The organism is Haemophilus sp. HMSC066A11 (assembly GCF_001811665.1).
Lineage (GTDB): Bacteria > Pseudomonadota > Gammaproteobacteria > Enterobacterales > Pasteurellaceae > Haemophilus > Haemophilus influenzae.
Window position 1 is genome coordinate 1 of record NZ_KV805866.1, and the last position, 16,284, is coordinate 16,284.

17 protein-coding genes and 3 pseudogenes are annotated in these 16,284 nt (G+C 37.5%); 10 read left to right on the forward strand and 10 right to left on the reverse strand.

Annotated elements, in window-relative coordinates; translation table 11 throughout:
* Positions 1-238, forward strand: a pseudogene (locus HMPREF2813_RS02960) (adhesin); the annotation flags it as partial.
* An 801-nt stretch (positions 239-1,039) separates the two neighbouring features.
* Here HMPREF2813_RS02960 and HMPREF2813_RS09790 read toward each other — a convergent pair.
* From HMPREF2813_RS09790 to HMPREF2813_RS02965, 3 genes and pseudogenes are all read right to left on the reverse strand, one after another.
* The gene (locus HMPREF2813_RS09790) at positions 1,040-1,156 is read right to left on the reverse strand and encodes a hypothetical protein (protein WP_005660578.1); all 117 of its coding nucleotides are present in this window, start codon (positions 1,154-1,156) and stop codon (positions 1,040-1,042) included.
* Between the two features lie 398 nt (positions 1,157-1,554).
* Positions 1,555-1,722, reverse strand: a complete 168-nt coding sequence (locus HMPREF2813_RS09515) for a helix-turn-helix domain-containing protein (RefSeq protein ID WP_228840864.1) — start codon at positions 1,720-1,722, stop codon at positions 1,555-1,557.
* A 127-nt stretch (positions 1,723-1,849) separates the two neighbouring features.
* Positions 1,850-2,133 (reverse strand): annotated as a pseudogene (locus HMPREF2813_RS02965) (metal ABC transporter permease); the annotation flags it as partial.
* A 110-nt stretch (positions 2,134-2,243) separates the two neighbouring features.
* Between HMPREF2813_RS02965 and HMPREF2813_RS02970 the strand changes: the two are divergent.
* Positions 2,244-2,444, forward strand: a pseudogene (locus tag HMPREF2813_RS02970) (Mor transcription activator family protein); the annotation flags it as partial.
* A gap of 386 nt (positions 2,445-2,830) precedes the next feature.
* Here HMPREF2813_RS02970 and HMPREF2813_RS02975 read toward each other — a convergent pair.
* From HMPREF2813_RS02975 to HMPREF2813_RS02990, 4 genes are read right to left on the reverse strand one after another with little or no spacing between them, the layout of a single operon-like run.
* Positions 2,831-3,547, reverse strand: coding sequence for an HvfC family RiPP maturation protein (locus HMPREF2813_RS02975; RefSeq protein WP_005686602.1), 717 nt, complete (start codon positions 3,545-3,547; stop codon positions 2,831-2,833).
* Positions 3,537-4,460 carry an HvfB family MNIO-type RiPP peptide maturase gene (locus HMPREF2813_RS02980; RefSeq protein WP_005623843.1) on the reverse strand — a complete coding sequence of 308 codons (924 nt, stop codon included), beginning with the start codon at positions 4,458-4,460 and terminating at the stop codon, positions 3,537-3,539. The genes HMPREF2813_RS02975 and HMPREF2813_RS02980 overlap by 11 nt, the downstream gene beginning before the upstream one ends.
* A gap of 59 nt (positions 4,461-4,519) precedes the next feature.
* The gene (locus HMPREF2813_RS02985; RefSeq protein ID WP_005691265.1) at positions 4,520-4,807 is read right to left on the reverse strand and encodes an oxazolone/thioamide-modified RiPP metallophore HvfA; all 288 of its coding nucleotides are present in this window, start codon (positions 4,805-4,807) and stop codon (positions 4,520-4,522) included.
* A 38-nt stretch (positions 4,808-4,845) separates the two neighbouring features.
* A complete protein-coding gene (locus tag HMPREF2813_RS02990) occupies positions 4,846-5,286 on the reverse strand; it encodes an HvfX family Cu-binding RiPP maturation protein (protein ID WP_005653243.1) in 441 nt (146 codons plus the stop codon).
* A gap of 222 nt (positions 5,287-5,508) precedes the next feature.
* Between HMPREF2813_RS02990 and HMPREF2813_RS02995 the strand changes: the two genes are divergently transcribed.
* The 7 genes from HMPREF2813_RS02995 to HMPREF2813_RS03025 all read left to right on the forward strand — a co-directional run bounded on the left by HMPREF2813_RS02995 (position 5,509) and on the right by HMPREF2813_RS03025 (position 12,004).
* Positions 5,509-6,189, forward strand: a complete 681-nt coding sequence (locus HMPREF2813_RS02995; RefSeq protein ID WP_005647270.1) for a TIGR00153 family protein — start codon at positions 5,509-5,511, stop codon at positions 6,187-6,189.
* Positions 6,190-6,213: 24 nt separating this feature from the next.
* Positions 6,214-7,476, forward strand: coding sequence for an inorganic phosphate transporter (locus HMPREF2813_RS03000; RefSeq protein ID WP_014550857.1), 1,263 nt, complete (start codon positions 6,214-6,216; stop codon positions 7,474-7,476).
* A 65-nt stretch (positions 7,477-7,541) separates the two neighbouring features.
* Positions 7,542-8,153 carry a TIGR04211 family SH3 domain-containing protein gene (locus HMPREF2813_RS03005; RefSeq protein ID WP_005693617.1) on the forward strand — a complete coding sequence of 204 codons (612 nt, stop codon included), beginning with the start codon at positions 7,542-7,544 and terminating at the stop codon, positions 8,151-8,153.
* A 6-nt stretch (positions 8,154-8,159) separates the two neighbouring features.
* Entirely contained in the window at positions 8,160-9,410 is a 1,251-nt protein-coding gene (locus tag HMPREF2813_RS03010) for a multifunctional CCA addition/repair protein (RefSeq protein ID WP_014550858.1), read from the forward strand.
* Between the two features lie 71 nt (positions 9,411-9,481).
* A complete protein-coding gene (lolB, locus tag HMPREF2813_RS03015; protein WP_048946817.1) occupies positions 9,482-10,102 on the forward strand; it encodes a lipoprotein insertase outer membrane protein LolB in 621 nt (206 codons plus the stop codon).
* A gap of 11 nt (positions 10,103-10,113) precedes the next feature.
* Positions 10,114-11,055 carry a 4-(cytidine 5'-diphospho)-2-C-methyl-D-erythritol kinase gene (gene ispE / locus HMPREF2813_RS03020; protein WP_032827554.1) on the forward strand — a complete coding sequence of 314 codons (942 nt, stop codon included), beginning with the start codon at positions 10,114-10,116 and terminating at the stop codon, positions 11,053-11,055.
* 1 nt (position 11,056) lies between these two features.
* Positions 11,057-12,004: a ribose-phosphate pyrophosphokinase gene (locus HMPREF2813_RS03025; RefSeq protein WP_005657007.1), complete on the forward strand. Its 948-nt coding sequence runs from the start codon at positions 11,057-11,059 to the stop codon at positions 12,002-12,004.
* A gap of 63 nt (positions 12,005-12,067) precedes the next feature.
* Here the strand turns inward: HMPREF2813_RS03025 and tyrS are convergent, their stop codons facing one another.
* The 3 genes from tyrS to hmrM all read right to left on the reverse strand — a co-directional run bounded on the left by tyrS (position 12,068) and on the right by hmrM (position 15,574).
* Positions 12,068-13,255 carry a tyrosine--tRNA ligase gene (tyrS, locus tag HMPREF2813_RS03030; protein WP_005657010.1) on the reverse strand — a complete coding sequence of 396 codons (1,188 nt, stop codon included), beginning with the start codon at positions 13,253-13,255 and terminating at the stop codon, positions 12,068-12,070.
* Positions 13,256-13,454: 199 nt separating this feature from the next.
* Complete coding sequence (gene sfsA, locus HMPREF2813_RS03035) at positions 13,455-14,171, reverse strand: DNA/RNA nuclease SfsA (protein ID WP_005632483.1); 717 nt, start codon at positions 14,169-14,171, stop codon at positions 13,455-13,457.
* 8 nt (positions 14,172-14,179) lie between these two features.
* Positions 14,180-15,574: a sodium-coupled multidrug efflux MATE transporter HmrM gene (gene hmrM, locus HMPREF2813_RS03040; RefSeq protein WP_005657016.1), complete on the reverse strand. Its 1,395-nt coding sequence runs from the start codon at positions 15,572-15,574 to the stop codon at positions 14,180-14,182.
* Between the two features lie 43 nt (positions 15,575-15,617).
* Between hmrM and ribE the strand changes: the two genes are divergently transcribed.
* Positions 15,618-16,232 carry a riboflavin synthase gene (gene ribE / locus HMPREF2813_RS03045; protein ID WP_042602710.1) on the forward strand — a complete coding sequence of 205 codons (615 nt, stop codon included), beginning with the start codon at positions 15,618-15,620 and terminating at the stop codon, positions 16,230-16,232.
* Positions 16,233-16,284: the final 52 nt, after the last annotated feature.

Consider the following 16,284-nt stretch of genomic DNA (forward strand, 5'->3'; position numbering starts at 1 on the left):
TGAAGGTCTGTTTAAACGCTTAGGACTACCTGAATGGCTGATAGCCGACACGCGAGAAACATACATTGAATGTGCCTTGCGTCTAGCAGAAAACCATCAAGAACGCCTTGAACTCCGTCGTTACATCATAGAAAACAACGGCTTACAAAAGCTTTTTACAGGCGACCCTCGTCCATTGGGCAAAATACTGCTTAAGAAAACAAATGAATGGAAGCGGAAGCACTTGAGTAAAAAATAACGGTTTCTTAAAGTAAAAGTGCGGTTAATTTTCAACGAGTTTTAAAATCTCTCAAAAATCAACCGCACTTTTATCTTTATAACGCCCCACGCTCTGATAGTTTATCAGCCTCCTGCCGTAAAACTCTGCCTTTTATGGCAGAGATTTTAGCCAAAACTGGCAGAAATTAAAGGCTAAAATCACCAAATTGCACCACAAAATCACCAATACCCACAAAAAAACGACTTGCATCAAACCCCACACCGAATCAGCAAAAAAACACGCGATGATTTATGTTGAAGATTTACAGGTAGAGAATATGTCTAAATCAGCCAAAGGCACAGCGGAAAAACACGGCAAAAACGTGAAATAGAAATCAAGTTTGAACCGAGCGATATTAGACCAATCTTGGTATGAGTTCAGACGGCGATTGGATTACAAATTACGTAGTATGATAAACATCCATTTACCATCCTATCGAAAAATGACCCAAGTCGCAGATATATCGCAAAGAATATGATATAGTCGGTGCGATAAATGCATCGAGGAGTAGCCAAGAAATTTTGGCGGTACAAATAAGCGGTCAAATTAGAGCGGAACACACCCGTAGCGCGTGAGAAGAAAACGATTCAGCAAGATTGCCACTGTCGAAGTTGGTTGACAAAACATTACTAACCACGGCATGGAATACACAACCCAAACATAGTTTGCATCTTCCCTAAGGCATCGTTTACATTCATTAGCTTATTTATACCACAGTGTGGCAAATTTAATTTCCTTGGCATCAAAACTGCCCAGTAAATAAAAGCGATAATAAATATGTCAAACGCCTTCGTGTGAACGTTCTTCATTGTATTCTCGTAAGAATTGGTTGAATAATATCTGTTGAGCTTCAAAGCTATTTTGAGGTTGAAGTGCCGCTTTTAAGCTACGGTGCATTCGCTCGTGTCGTCCGTTTTGCTCTGGGTGTGATAGCTGAATTCGTTCAGGACGAATACCTAAGCCAATCCACCATTTAGAAAGTTCACTGATTCCACTAATGCTTGCGATGCAAAAGGTGAGCCGTTATCGGTACGAATCGAATACGGTAGACCAAATTACTCAAAAAGACGTTCAAACTCAGCAATAACAGGCACTGATTTTGTATTCGGCAACCCCTTACAGCAAAATAAAAAGCGACTGAAATTATCCGTAATAGTTAGCGAATAGCAAAACTTCTGATTGCTGAGTAAAGCTATCTAAAAGCTTTTTGGCACCCCCAGTGAGGACGTTTAAGTTTCTCACTGATAAGCCAGTCATAAATCCATTATGGCGTGGCATTAGGGTTATGATGAGGTTTAGCCCTCAAAGCCAAGCTGTTGGTGGCGTTTAATCCATTTATCTACCGTTGGACGGCTAATATTAAACTGCTGACACAGTTCAGTTTTAGTATAGCGTTGGCTTAGCCACGCTTTTAAGAAAAGTACACGCTGTTGCATCGCATCGGTCTCTATCCAAGGCATCATCAATCTCCAGTGGATTAGGTATTTTGATGATGAGTTTACGGGAAAAATGTAAACGATGTCCTCGGGTTAGAATGTAAATGATGTTATCAGGTTGTGCCCCCTCTTTGAGAAAGAGGGGGTAGAAAAATTATCTTGTTCTAATCTTGCTATAAGCTAATGCTATAACAAAAAATGTGGCTTGCAGAAGAATAATACAAGCACCTGTTGAGGCATCAAAATGATAGCTCAATATTACACCAATTAGGCTTGATATAATTGAACTTATAATAGCAATCCATAACATTTTATCAAAAGATTTGTGAGCGTAAGTGCGGTAATTCTTGACGCAATTAACATTACCACCACCAAAATAACGCCTACCACTTGCATCGTACTTACAATGGTTAAAGCAAGCAGCATTAACAAACCATATAGCGGTCGAATTTCTGAACTTCTCTGACAATTGTTCCCAAAAATCAACGGACAAGTTAATACCTTTGGCTTGCTTGATATCACGTAAGTCATGCTACAACTAGGATGCCTTGAATGTGTATATGCCGAAATCAATATCGCTTTTCGCCTGCAAACGTGAAAAGCAGATTTTCAACGAATTTACAGGTAATAATCACGTCTCCCTTGCTAAGAAGTATGCTTTATCGTTGCAATGGATCTACAAAATCGTCAAACGTGTGCAGAAAGAAGAAATTGCCAAACGGCAGTTTAATATGTTCGCCCAATCCTAAAAACAAACCCAGTAACTGTAAAAAAGTCTCTAGGTTTTCTTTTTATCTATGTGTAACTCCGCTTCATTTCTCCTTTCTCATTTCTTCCCCACTTCCTTCAAATTCTTCTCATTGATGTTGGATTATGCGTGAGAGTTATGTTGGATGGCTTTATCTACAAACAAATTTTTATTTATTGTGATTAAAATATTGCGACTTTTAAATAAAAAAATAATCCGAAAAACATAAACAGATTTCATCGGATAATATTGATAATTTTAAATAACAAAGCCAGATTAAAATGTGAATATTTACTAATCTAAATTAGCAATAATTGTGAAATGTCAATTAAAATAAGTAAGATGAAAATATGAATATTTTCATCTTACTCAGCATTTTCAAAAATTTTATCTTTGTTCGGGGTAAATTACTTCAGATGTAACCCATTTCATCCATACTTGCTCTAATAATGGGATTATTGAGGTACTGTCTTCAACCATTGTATTAAGTGCAGACAAAACATTTTCTAATGAATTTGGTTGTTCTTGTAGATAACTTAACAACCAGTAATCTAACTCTGAAAGGATTTGTTGCTGAATACTAAAATCACTATCACGCCATATAATAGCTTGAATTGGCGTGTCATCAAATTGTTTAAAGTCACTTGATAAAAAATCAACGTCATAACTTTTTAAATAAGCTGCGCCAGATAATTGCATTACGCTATGTCTATTCCACTCAAATTTTTCAGGCACTTTGGCTAAAGAAACTTCTGCGAGTAATTGTGTATTTTCAAAATCCATCAATGCCAATATATTTGTATCAAATATCTCTTTTTCTTGACAAAACAAGAGAAATTCTCCTGCAATATCTTGGAAATAAGGAGAATGGGCATTACCATTTTGCACAAAATTTTCTTTAGCATTTTTCCAATACTCTGGCTCAATATGCAATGGTGCTTCAACAAAACAACGATCAATAAAACCAAAAGCATTATTACGAACTAAACGTGTATATACCGCTAAACGGTTTGCAGCATAACCATTTAAAGGATCTGCATTACCTAACCGAATAGCATTTGCCAGTGCTTGCTGAGTTTCTTTCAGTAATGACTTAGGCTGCATAAGACATTACCTCTGTGTGAGCGTATTTTTGCTGTAATTGTGCAATATGCTCAACTTCGGCGTAAAGTTCTGCAAATGGTGGGAAGTTGAAATCACGTTCCAATAATGTTGGGGGAATCGTAGGTAGTCGTTGATAGGCATATTCGAGTAAATCCCATACAGTGCCTTTTACAGCTTCACCGTGTGTATCAATTAATAATTCAGGTAAATGGCGATATGCTCCTTTTACTTTATTAAATGATTCATCTGCTGAATTCTCCACAACTTGTGCAGCAGAATGTTCTTCATCGTGCCCTGCAATATGAATGTAATTAACACGTTTAACATCCACTTGATCTAAAAAGACATAAGGATCAAGCAATCCGTGATTAACACCATTAACATAAATATTATTCACATCTAAATGAATGCCACAATTAGCCTCTTGTGCAATAGCATTTAAAAATTCCACTTCATTCATTGTACTAGTTGGAGAATGCAAATAATAAGAAGTATTTTCTAATGAAATTTGCAATCCTAAGAAATCTTGCACATCACGTATTCGTTGCGCAACGTGTTTTACAGCTTCTTCTGTAAATGGCATAGGTAATAAATCATATAAATGCCCTTCACATTCACAATAACTTAAATGTTCAGAAAAGAAAGATGAATTATATTGATTCATTAGTGCTTTAGTATTACGGAGTAATTTGCGATCAAGTGGTGCTTGCCCACCTAAAGAAAGTGAAAGACCGTGTACTGCTAATGGAAATCTTTCTGCTGCTTGATCAAATTGATAACGAGCCATTCCACCCATTTTACTCCAATTTTCTGGTGCGACTTCAATAAATTGAATAGCGTTGTTTGGGGGAAGTTGTAAAAAATCCTCAGCTAAATTCCGACGATAACCTAGTCCAGCGCCTTGTAATTTCATAATTAACTCCTTTTTAATAAAAGCTGGCATAAATTGTTACGCCAGCATAATTATTATTCTTATTTAGAACCGCATTTACCTTCGCCACATTTGCCTTCAGCAGATTTAGCTTTGTCTGCACCGCATTTGCCTTCACCACATTTACCTTCTGCAGATTTAGCTTTGTCTGCACCGCATTTGCCTTCACCACATTTACCTTCTGCAGCTTTTGTTTTGACACATTTATCGCCCACACAAGGTGTTGCTGTATTATCAGTACTGCTTGACTTTGATTCAGCCTGTGCTGCTGTCGCTACTGCCATCGTTAATGCACCTGCTAATGCTGTTAATGTTGCTAATTTTTTCATTTGAATAATCTCCTAGAGTTTGAATTTTGAATAAATAATTAGAGAAATTTCAACCAGCTTTTAGTTGGATAAACCTTCTTAATAAGCGTGTCTAAAGAGAGTTTCCCCGCTCCCTGCGTAATTAAGATTAATAAAGTCACCACATAAATTAATGGTAATTTATAACCATTATCACATACGTTATAACCTGAATCGGCGTGAATGCTATACCACGCGACAGAGATTAAAATCGTTAAACTTAATGCACTAAAACGTGTTAGCACCCCAAATATCAGCAAGAATGGGAAAATTAATTCTGATCCCATTGCAACGTGCCAATTAATATCGGCAGGAATAAGATTAAATGGAAAAGGAAAACGATCTTGTATTTCAGCGAACCAATTTTGTCCATTCCATTTTTCTAATCCTGATTCAAAAAACTCCCACGCGAGAAAAAAGCGTAAAATCAATAAACTTACGCCACTGCCGATACCTTGCATCTTACAATCCTTCATTTTTTTACCTTTCAAATTTTCTCGCTTTTAAAGCGAAAAGTGTATTGAGTTACTTATCTTACCACACTAGGAAATATTACCCAGTTGCTTACTTAGTCGAAGATAAACCTTTTTTCTTACAAATTTTTTTGAAAAATTTTAACTATCAACAAAAATCGGGTAATATGCGCACGAATTTTTAACCCCTTAATTTGGAGTAAATCACTTATGGCAATGAATAATATTCTCGGATTATTTGCCCATTCGCCTCTCAAACCGTTACAAAAACACTCTGAAAAAGTGACCGAATGTAGCGATCTTTTGATTCCTTTTTTTCAAACTACTTTCTCAAAGAATTGGGAACAAGCGGAAGAAAAACGCTTAGAAATTTCTCAATGTGAACGTGAGGCAGATAGTTTAAAACGCGAAATTCGGTTGAAATTGCCACGTGGTTTATTCTTACCTATCGATCGTACTGATCTTTTAGAATTAGTCACGCAACAAGATAAACTTGCCAATTATGCCAAAGATATTGCAGGCCGTATGATTGGTCGTCAATTTGGTATTCCTGAAGAAATGCAGGAAGAATTCTTACATTACGTAAAACGTAGTTTAGATGCAATTCATCAAGCCCACCGAGTAATCGAAGAAATGGATAAGCTATTAGAAACGGGTTTTAAAGGTCGTGAACTCAAATTAGTCAATGATATGATTCAAGAACTTGATTCAATTGAAGATGATACAGACCAAATGCAGATCAAATTGCGTAAAATGCTTTACACCATCGAAAGCCGTTATAATCCAATTGATGTAATGTTCTTATATAAAATTATTGAATGGGTTGGCGTTTTGGCTGACCAAGCACAACGAGTCGGTTCGCGCATTGAATTAATGCTGGCGCGTTCATAATCAACAAAACATAGGAAATTAACTATGGAAATTATTAGTCAATATGGTTCTTGGTTGGTGTGGATCACAGCAGCCTTTGGCTTTTTTATGGCGTTCGGAATTGGAGCAAATGATGTCTCAAACTCAATGGGTACATCCGTAGGATCTGGTACTGTAACAGCCAAACAAGCAATTATTATTGCGTTAATTTTTGAATCTGCAGGTGCATATTTAGCTGGTGGCGAAGTAACACAAACCATAAAAAGTGGCGTAATCGACCCAATGCAATTTGTTGATACACCCGATATTTTAGCCTTAGGTATGCTTTCAACCTTATTTGCATCAGGTGCTTGGTTATTTATTGTAACCAAAATGGGTTGGCCAGTTTCTGGTATACACACTATTATTGGTGCAATTATTGGATTTGCCTGTATTACGATTGGCCCTAGTTCTGTAGATTGGTCAAATATTGGCAGCATCGTTGGTAGCTGGTTTATCACGCCTGTCATCTCGGGTATTTTGGCTTATGCAATCTTTGCAAGTACGCAAAAACTTATTTTTGATACTGAACAGCCATTAAAAAATGCACAAAAATATGGCCCTTATTATATGGGGATAACCGTGTTTGTACTTTGTATCGTGACGATGAAAAAAGGCTTAAAACACGTAGGCTTAAATCTTTCAAACAGTGAAACTTTAATCATTTCACTTGCCATCAGTCTTATCGGAATGTTTTTCTTCCATTTCTATTTTAAAAGCAAAATCTTCACTCAATCAGCAAACAAAGGCACTTTTGGTGCCGTAGAAAAAGTCTTCAGTATATTAATGTTATTAACCGCTTGTGCGATGGCATTTGCGCACGGTTCTAATGACGTAGCCAATGCAATTGGCCCTCTTTCTGCAGTGGTCTCTATTGTAAATGAAGGCGGTAAAATTGTTTCAGGTGGAGCCTTAACTTGGTGGATTTTACCCTTAGGTGCATTAGGTATTGCTGTGGGCTTAATTACTATGGGACAAAAAGTGATGGCGACTGTTGGATCTGGGATCACCGATTTAACGCCAAGCCGTGGCTTTGCCGCTCAATTTGCTACTGCAATGACTGTTGTAGTTGCATCCGGTACAGGCTTGCCGATCTCAACAACACAAACACTTGTTGGAGCTATTTTAGGTATCGGCTTTGCACGCGGTATCGCTGCACTGAATTTAACGGTTATCCGAAACATCATTAGTTCTTGGATTGTCACATTACCAGCAGGTGCATTTTTCGCCATTATTATTTTCTATGTGCTAAGAACTATCTTTAATTAATTGATCTCAATAAAAAGTGCGGTTAATTTTAACCGCACTTTTGTTGTGATGTTTAAGGGGAAAAAATGAAAAAGATCTATAAAGCCTTAATCTCATCTTTACTTTTAAGTACATCAATAAATGTTGCTTATGCGGAAACCCAATATGTTACTGAAAATTTAAGTACGTTCTTACGCCGTGGTGCTGGCGAACAATTTAAAATTGCAGGTTCAATTCAAGCAGGCGAAGCGGTGAATGTATTAGATCGCCAAGGCAAATACACACTCATTCGCGACAATAAAAATCGTGAAGCTTGGATTTTAAATTCAGACTTAAGCAGTACGCCAAGTAGTAAAGAAGAAAATCCAAAATTAAAAGCGCAAGTCCAAGAATTAACCTTAAAACTTAGTCGTTTAGATGGCGATTGGCAGCAACGTACCGTCGAAATGCAACGTCGAACCAAACAAGCTGAGCAACAAAGTGCGGATCTTTTAGAGCAAAATTCTCAACTTAAACGTGAACTTGAAATGACCAAAAATAAAAATCGTGATTTAGAAGCGATACTTGATGCAGGTAAACGAGAAATTGCGATCCAATGGTTTATTTATGGCGGTTCAGTATTAGGCGTAGGCTTACTCTTCGGCTTGCTCATTCCTTATGTGTTACCAAAACGTCGCCGTCGTGATGGTTGGGCATAATCACGAATGAAAATTTATTTAGTTGGTGGGGCTATTCGTGATCAATTATTGGGGTTACCAGTAAAAGATCGTGATTGGATTGTGGTAGGCGCAGACCCCGCTACGCTACTCTCTCTCGGTTATCAGCAAGTAGGCAAAGATTTTCCAGTTTTTCTCAATCCTAAAACAAAAGAAGAATATGCGCTTGCCCGAACAGAACGTAAATCTAGCACAGGTTACACGGGCTTTATTTGTGATTTCTCCCCAACAATCACATTAGAACAAGATTTAATTCGACGAGATCTCACTATTAACGCGATGGCTCAAAGAGAAGACGGTGAAATTATCGATCCTTATGGCGGAAAACAAGATTTAGAAAATCGAATTTTGCGCCATATTTCTCCCGCTTTTTCAGAAGATCCTTTACGTGTATTGCGCGTGGCACGCTTTGCTGCCCGTTATCATTCCCTCGGTTTTAAAATCGCATCAGAAACACTATCCCTAATGGCAGAACTTGCCCTATCGGGAGAATTACAACATCTCACGGCGGAACGCGTTTGGCTAGAAACAGAAAAAGCCTTAAACGAAAAAAATCCTGAAATTTATTTTGAAACCTTACATAAAACAGGTGCATTAAGCGTTTTATTTCCTGAAATCGATGCCCTTTATGGCGTACCAAATCCAGTAAAACATCATCCCGAAGTGGATAGTTTTATTCATACCATGTTGGTATTAAAACAAGCGGTTAATTTGACTGAAAATAACCCTATCCTAAATAAAAGTGCGGTTCGTTTTGCCGCAATTTGTCATGATCTTGGCAAGGCTCTTACACCTCAAAATATTCTTCCTCATCATTATGGGCATGAACAAGCTGGCATAAAACCGACTAGATCATTGTGCAAACGCTTGAAAGTCCCAAGTTATTTTCAAGAACTTGCAGAACTGACTTGTGAATTTCACACACATATTCACAAAGCCTTTGAGCTTCGAGCTGAAACCGTCATAACGCTGTTTAATCGTTTTGATGTGTGGAGAAAATCACAACGCTTTCAAGAATTTCTACAAGTATGTCTAGCTGATACTCGAGGTAGAACAGGTTTTGAAAATAAAGACTATCCACAAATAGATTACATCAATCAATTATTGCATGCGGCAAATGAAGTAGATGTACAGCAAGTTATTGCTGATGGATTTGAGAAACAAGCAATCAAAAATGAATTGACGAAACGAAGAATCTTAGCGGTTAAACAAACAAAAACGAATTACCCAACAAATTAACAAATAAAAGTAACTTTACTCAATTAAACTAAATCCTTAAAATATGCGAGCTTATTAACTTGATGAATAATATGAAAACGTTTAAATTTTTCACCGCACTTTTTGCCACTGCGATTCTAACCGCTTGCACATTAGATATGGAACGTCCTACTAATGTACAATACATTGATAAAACGGATGTGATATGGCAACAACATTTACAAAAGATTCAAAAAATTCAATCCTATCAAGCCAAAGGACAAATTGGTTATATCAGTCCTACAGAACGTTTTTCTAGCCACTTTGAATGGCAATACCAAAATCCAAAATCTTATACACTTAAACTCTATTCTTTAATCAGTAAATCTACCCTGTTGATTCAAATGCATCAAAGTGGGATGACAATTTCCGATAACAATGGCAATCAACAATCTGCAGCCAATGCTAAACTACTATTACAAGAGATCATTGGCATGGATGTGCCATTAGAACATTTAGCTTATTGGTTGAAAGGCCAACCAGCAATGAACGCGGATTATCAAGTGGGTACCAACCATTTACTTGGTGCATTTACTTATCATGTGGATGGTTCTCAATGGACGGCAGATTATCTAACCTATCACTCAAATAATTCGATGCCTGAAAATATTTTGCTGAAAAATGACAGCACAAAACAAACCTTAAAAATTCGCGTAGACGAGTGGATTTACTAATGAATACATTAATGAAATCACATCAATTTTCTACCGCACTTTGCCAAAATACAACACAATCAAATGGGCAGCCATTACGCTTCCCTAGCCCTGCCAAACTGAATTTATTTCTTTATATCAATGGAAAATTGCCGAACGGCTATCATGAATTACAAACGCTTTTCCAATTTTTAGATTTTGGCGATTGGTTAGACATTAGTATTCGGGAACAAGATAATCAAATTGTTTTAACGCCAGAAATTCCAAATCTAAAAACGGAAAATAATCTAATTTATCGAGCTGCAAAACTTTTACAAGAAAAAGCCAATATTCAATTGGGTGCAAATATTCATTTAGATAAAATTCTTCCAATGGGAGGCGGTGTTGGTGGCGGTTCATCCAATGCAGCAACCGCATTAGTCTCTTTAAATTATTTATGGCAAGCCAATTTATCCATTGATGAACTGGCAAAATTGGGATTAACATTAGGCGCGGATGTGCCAATATTTGTATACGGACAGGCTGCTTTTGCTGAAGGCGTTGGGGAAAAAATCACTTATTGTGAACCTGCCGAGAAATGGTTTGTTATATTAAAACCCGATGATTCAATATCGACGGCTGTCATCTTTCAAGATCCAAATTTACCACGTAATACACCGAAAAAATCCCTCGAACAACTTTTGAGTGAACCTTATAAAAACGATTGCGAAAAAGTTGTGATAAATCATTATTCAAACGTTGAAAAAGCGTTAAACTGGTTGCTACAATATGCGCCGGCAAGATTAACAGGAACGGGAGCCTGTGTTTTTGCTGAATTTGATCATGAAGCAGAAGCGCAAGCGGTATTTAGACAAAAACCAGAAGCATTTTTTGGTTTCGTCGCTAAAGGACTCAATGTGTCTCCCTTGCACGCAATGTTGAAGCAGCTATCATCAACTCATACTCATCGACAATCTAAACCTGAGGTTTTATAAAATGCCTGACATTAAACTCTTCGCGGGTAATGCTACACCTGAACTTGCAAAACGTATTTCTGAACGTTTATATATTTCACTAGGCGATGCAACAGTCGCTCGTTTCAGCGATGGAGAAATTCAAGTTCAAATTAATGAAAATGTGCGTGGTGCGGATGTATTTATCATCCAATCAACTTGTGCGCCAACCAATGATAACTTGATGGAATTGGTTGTGATGGTAGATGCGTTACGTCGCGCATCTGCTGGTCGTATTACTGCCGTGATTCCCTATTTCGGCTATGCTCGCCAAGATCGTCGTGTTCGTTCTGCTCGTGTGCCTATTACTGCTAAAGTTGTGGCAGATTTACTTTCAATTGTTGGTATTGACCGTGTCTTAACCTGCGACCTACACGCAGAACAAATCCAAGGTTTCTTTGATGTTCCCGTAGACAACGTATTTGGTTCGCCAGTTTTAATTCACGATATTTTGAAAAAATCTGATCTTGAAAATCCAATTGTTGTTTCCCCAGATATTGGCGGCGTTGTGCGTGCTCGCGCTGTCGCTAAATTATTAAACGATACGGATATGGCTATTATTGACAAACGTCGCCCTCGTGCAAATGTAGCACAAGTGATGCATATTATCGGTGATATTGCAGACCGTGATTGTATTTTGGTTGATGATATGATTGATACTGGCGGTACGCTTTGTAAAGCGGCAGAAGCATTAAAAGAACGTGGTGCAAAACGTGTTTTTGCTTATGCAACTCACGCCGTTTTCTCTGGTGCAGCAGCCAAAAATTTAGCCAGCGATGCCATTGATGAAGTTGTAGTTACTGACACGATTCCTCTATCAGAAGAAATGAAAGCGATCGGTAAAGTTCGCGTGCTTACGCTTTCTTCCATGCTGGCAGAAGCCATTCGCCGCATTAGCAACGAAGAATCTATTTCTGCGATGTTTAACTAAATTAAAATTTCAATAAAAAATACCGCACTTTTATTGCCAAAGTGCGGTATTTTTTTATCTATTTTATTCCACAGTCACACGCGCAAATTTTCGTTTACCCACTTGGTAAACATTTGTGCCTTTCGGTGCATTATCTTTTACGTTATCGACTTTTTCACCATTGATTTTTACACCGCCTTGTTGAGCAGAGCGAATCGCTTCAGAAGTGGAAGGAACAAGGCCTGCTTCTTTTAATAAGGTGGCTAAACCAATTTCGCCAGAAAACGTAAATTCAGGCATTTCATCAGGCATTGCGCCTTTTTGGAAACGGTTAATAAATTCTTGTTCTGCAGCGTTTGCCGCCTCTTCATTGTGGAAACGTGCAATTAATTCTTTTGCTAATAAGATTTTTACATCACGTGGATTTTTGCCCTTTTCTACTTCCGATTTTAATTGTGCAATTTCGCTTAATGGACGAAATGAAAGAAGGTTATACCAATCCCACATGAGTTCATCAGAAATTGACATCACTTTACCGAACATATCGCTTGGTGCTTCCGTTACGCCAATATAGTTACCAAGTGATTTAGACATTTTTTTCTCGCCGTCTAATCCAACGAGTAATGGGAGTGTAATCGCAACCTGTGGTTTTTTGCCTGCTGATTTTTGTAATTCACGACCAACAAGTAAGTTGAATTTTTGGTCTGTACCGCCTAGTTCTACATCTGCATCTAATGCAACGGAATCGTAGCCTTGCAGTAATGGATAAATAAATTCATGGATGGCAATGGGTTGGTTGTTGCCAAAGCGTTTTTTGAAGTCGTCGCGTTCAAGCATACGCGCAACCGTATAGTTGCTTGCAAGACGAATCATACCTTCTGTACCAAGTTTGCTTAACCATTCAGAGTTGAAGACGATTTTGGTTTTTTGTGGATCGAGAATTTTATAAATTTGCTCTTTATAGGTTTCCGCATTGCGCAATACATCTTCACGGCTAAGTGGAGGACGAGTCGCATTTTTACCTGATGGATCGCCCACCATTCCAGTAAAATCGCCAATTAAGAAATAGACTTCATGACCGAGTTGTTGAAATTGACGTAATTTATTTAATACAACAGTATGTCCTAAATGAATATCTGGTGCGGTTGGATCTGCGCCTAATTTTACTTTTAATGGGCGATTTTCTTTCAGTTTTTCGATTAAATCCGCTTCTGAAAGGATTTCATCAGTACCACGCTTTAGTTCCGCGAGAACGGTATTAATGTTAGTCATTATTATTTCCTAAATTATGTTTTAAAAGGTTTTATTATAGGGATTCTTAGCGATTTGTGAATAAAAAAAACGCCTATTTGTGGGGAAATAGGCGGGAATGTTGGAGTGATTATCTAATATTGTTGTTGGAATGATTAGATGATAATTGTTATCAATAATATTGTCAATAAATAAATGAAAATAATTCTCAAAAAAAATATTATTTTATATAAGGCACCGATTCTGTCAAAGAAAGTGCGGTAGGAATTTCATTAGAAATTTCAAATTGTCCCGCATAAGCATAGGCTTCAACGCCTTGTTCCATTGCTTCTTTTAATAAGCGATCATATTCAGGATCGATATATTCTGCGATTTTGAAACGATCAAACCCATTATGTAACCCAGCAAATAGCACCACTGCTCTATGACCTTGTTTTTTCATTGCGAGTAATTCACGAACGTGTTTTTGTCCACGCGTAGTAACCGCATCGGGGAACATACCTAAATTACCTTTTACAAGCGTGATTGATTTCACTTCTACATAACAATCAGGCAAACCCTCGCCTTTTAGTAAGAAATCAATTCGGCTATTTTCTTCGCCGTATTTCACTTCAGGATAAATTTCATCATACATTGCTAATTCTTTGATTTGTTTATTTTGCAATGCTTCAAAGACAAGCTGATTAGAACGATGCGTATTGATACAACAAAGTTGTCCATTTGCAAGTTGTGTGAGCTCCCAAGAATGGGGATATTTGCGGGTTTGGCTATCAGAATGTGAATACCAAATGGTATCGCCTTTTTCACCGCAGCCAGTCATCGCACCTGTATTGGCGCAATGAATTGTCATCACATCACCAGTTGGTAGTTCAATATCCGCAAGAAAGCGTTTGTAACGACGAATTAATTTTGCCGATTGTAAAGCTGGAAGTTGCATAAAGTTCCTTATTTAAGTTTTTCTAAACGTTGTAAAATGGCGTTATCGCTCATGGCCTGCATTTTTTTCATTCTCAAAGAAAGTAAGAACGCCGCAAAAGTGAGTGAGACCACAAAAGCAATCCAGAAACCTTTCGCATCAATATGTGGAATAAGCCAATCTGTACGACCGAGTGTGTAACCAAGTGGCACACCAATTACCCAATAAGAAAAAAGGGTAATGTATAAAATCATTTTGGTATCTTTATAGCCACGTAAAATGCCACCAACCACCATTTGAATGGTATCTGAAAATTGATAAAGTGCGGCAAATAATAATAAATTTGCCGCCATTGCGATGACAATTTCATCGGTTACGAAAATAGAGGCAATTTCATAACGGAAGAAAATCGTAATTAATGCAGTAATAATCGTCACCGTTAGCCCTAATAATAATGCGGCATAGCCAATTTTCTTCGCATTTTGTGGAGAACCTGTACCCAACGCTTGTCCAACTAGAATCGTCGCTGCCATACCAATCGACATAGGGAACATAAAAATAAAAGAACTGGTATTCAATGTGATTTGATGGCTTGCGACAATAGTTGCACCCAGCGGAGAAAGCATTAAAGACGTAAGTGCAAATAACGCCACTTCACAACAAATTGCAATGGCAATGGGTAATCCTAAACGCAGTAATTTTTTAAGTGTTTTCAGATTTGGCATTTCGATTAATTGGCTAAATACTTTTAGTGAACGTTCTTGAGCATTCGTATAGGAATAAAAAATCATCATTAAGCACATTGCCCAGTTCACAATAGCTGTTGCAATACCACAGCCCACCGCACCAAAAGCAGGTATGCCAAATTTTCCATAAATAAAAATGTAATTAAGTGGAATATTAATTAGCAAACCTAAAAAGGTAATGACCATCGCAGGCTTAGTTTTAGCAATACCATCATTTAAACAGCGAAAATTAATCAGCATCAAATAGGCTGGCAATCCCCACAACATCGCATGTAAATAATCCCGTGCTAAATCTGACATTTTGCTTTCCATTTGCATATATTGCAGCGGAATTTCACAGAAATAAATCAGCAACCCTAAAGGAATACTCACGCCTAACACAAGCCAAATGCCTTGGCGAACTTGATGGGCAATGCGATGGCGTTGGCCTGAACCATTCAAATAAGAAATTGTAGGCGGCAATGCCAACAATAAACCTTGTCCAAAAAGCATCAATGGCATCCAAATTGAAGCACCAATAGAAATGGCTGCCATATCAGTGGAACTCACACGACCCGCCATAATGGTATCCGCTAATCCCATTGAGTTTTGTGCGATTTGTGCTAATAAAATAGGCAAGGAAATTTTAATCAACTTTTTAATATCAGCGTGGTATTGAGATAAAAGACGAAAATTCATAAATTTGATATACTGCTAAAAATTTTTAGAAAAGGAAAAAATTATGTTTACTGGAATTGTACAAGGCACCGCCCCCATCCACTCCATTAAAGAAACGGCTAATTTTAGAACACAAGTGGTAAAATTACTACCTGAAATGCGTAAAGATCTGGAAATTGGCGCATCAATAGCAAATAACGGTGTATGTTTAACTGTAACTGAAATCAATGGCGATCTGGTTAGCTTTGATCTGATGCAAGAAACTTTAAAAATTACAAATCTCGGCACAATAAAAGTGGGCGATTATGTGAATATCGAACGTGCTATGCAAATGGGAACGGAAATTGGCGGACATTTATTATCTGGTCATATTTATTGCACCGCAAAAATTTCACATATTATCGCTAGTGAAAATAACCGACAAATTTGGTTTGAACTGCCAAGCGCAGATGTAATGAAATACATTTTAACGAAAGGATTTGTTGCGGTAGATGGCATTAGTCTCACTATTGGGGAAGTAAAAGGCACGCAATTCTGTGTGAATTTAATCCCTGAAACTTTGCAACGAACCCTAATGGGGCAGCGTAAAGTAGGCGATATTGTGAATATTGAAATCGATCCTCAAACGCAAGCTATTGTAGATACTGTAGAAAATTATTTGCAGTCAAAAAATTTTTAGTTCATTTAAAAATATTAAGCAATTGAATAAAGTGAGAATAGGCATAAAGCCT

Coding starts and splice junctions, on each gene's coding strand:
- HMPREF2813_RS03025 (WP_005657007.1), top strand. CDS start 11,057: ATGCCTGACATTAAACTCTTCGCGGGTAATGCTACACCTGAACTTGCA.
- sfsA (WP_005632483.1), bottom strand. CDS start 14,171: ATGCAACTTCCAGCTTTACAATCGGCAAAATTAATTCGTCGTTACAAA.
- ribE (WP_042602710.1), top strand. CDS start 15,618: ATGTTTACTGGAATTGTACAAGGCACCGCCCCCATCCACTCCATTAAA.
- tyrS (WP_005657010.1), bottom strand. CDS start 13,255: ATGACTAACATTAATACCGTTCTCGCGGAACTAAAGCGTGGTACTGAT.
- HMPREF2813_RS03005 (WP_005693617.1), top strand. CDS start 7,542: ATGAAAAAGATCTATAAAGCCTTAATCTCATCTTTACTTTTAAGTACA.
- HMPREF2813_RS02985 (WP_005691265.1), bottom strand. CDS start 4,807: ATGAAAAAATTAGCAACATTAACAGCATTAGCAGGTGCATTAACGATG.
- HMPREF2813_RS02975 (WP_005686602.1), bottom strand. CDS start 3,547: ATGCAGCCTAAGTCATTACTGAAAGAAACTCAGCAAGCACTGGCAAAT.
- lolB (WP_048946817.1), top strand. CDS start 9,482: ATGAAAACGTTTAAATTTTTCACCGCACTTTTTGCCACTGCGATTCTA.
- HMPREF2813_RS02990 (WP_005653243.1), bottom strand. CDS start 5,286: ATGCAAGGTATCGGCAGTGGCGTAAGTTTATTGATTTTACGCTTTTTT.
- HMPREF2813_RS09790 (WP_005660578.1), bottom strand. CDS start 1,156: ATGCACCGTAGCTTAAAAGCGGCACTTCAACCTCAAAATAGCTTTGAA.
- HMPREF2813_RS03010 (WP_014550858.1), top strand. CDS start 8,160: ATGAAAATTTATTTAGTTGGTGGGGCTATTCGTGATCAATTATTGGGG.
- hmrM (WP_005657016.1), bottom strand. CDS start 15,574: ATGAATTTTCGTCTTTTATCTCAATACCACGCTGATATTAAAAAGTTG.
- HMPREF2813_RS02980 (WP_005623843.1), bottom strand. CDS start 4,460: ATGAAATTACAAGGCGCTGGACTAGGTTATCGTCGGAATTTAGCTGAG.
- HMPREF2813_RS09515 (WP_228840864.1), bottom strand. CDS start 1,722: ATGATGCCTTGGATAGAGACCGATGCGATGCAACAGCGTGTACTTTTC.
- HMPREF2813_RS02995 (WP_005647270.1), top strand. CDS start 5,509: ATGGCAATGAATAATATTCTCGGATTATTTGCCCATTCGCCTCTCAAA.
- ispE (WP_032827554.1), top strand. CDS start 10,114: ATGAAATCACATCAATTTTCTACCGCACTTTGCCAAAATACAACACAA.
- HMPREF2813_RS03000 (WP_014550857.1), top strand. CDS start 6,214: ATGGAAATTATTAGTCAATATGGTTCTTGGTTGGTGTGGATCACAGCA.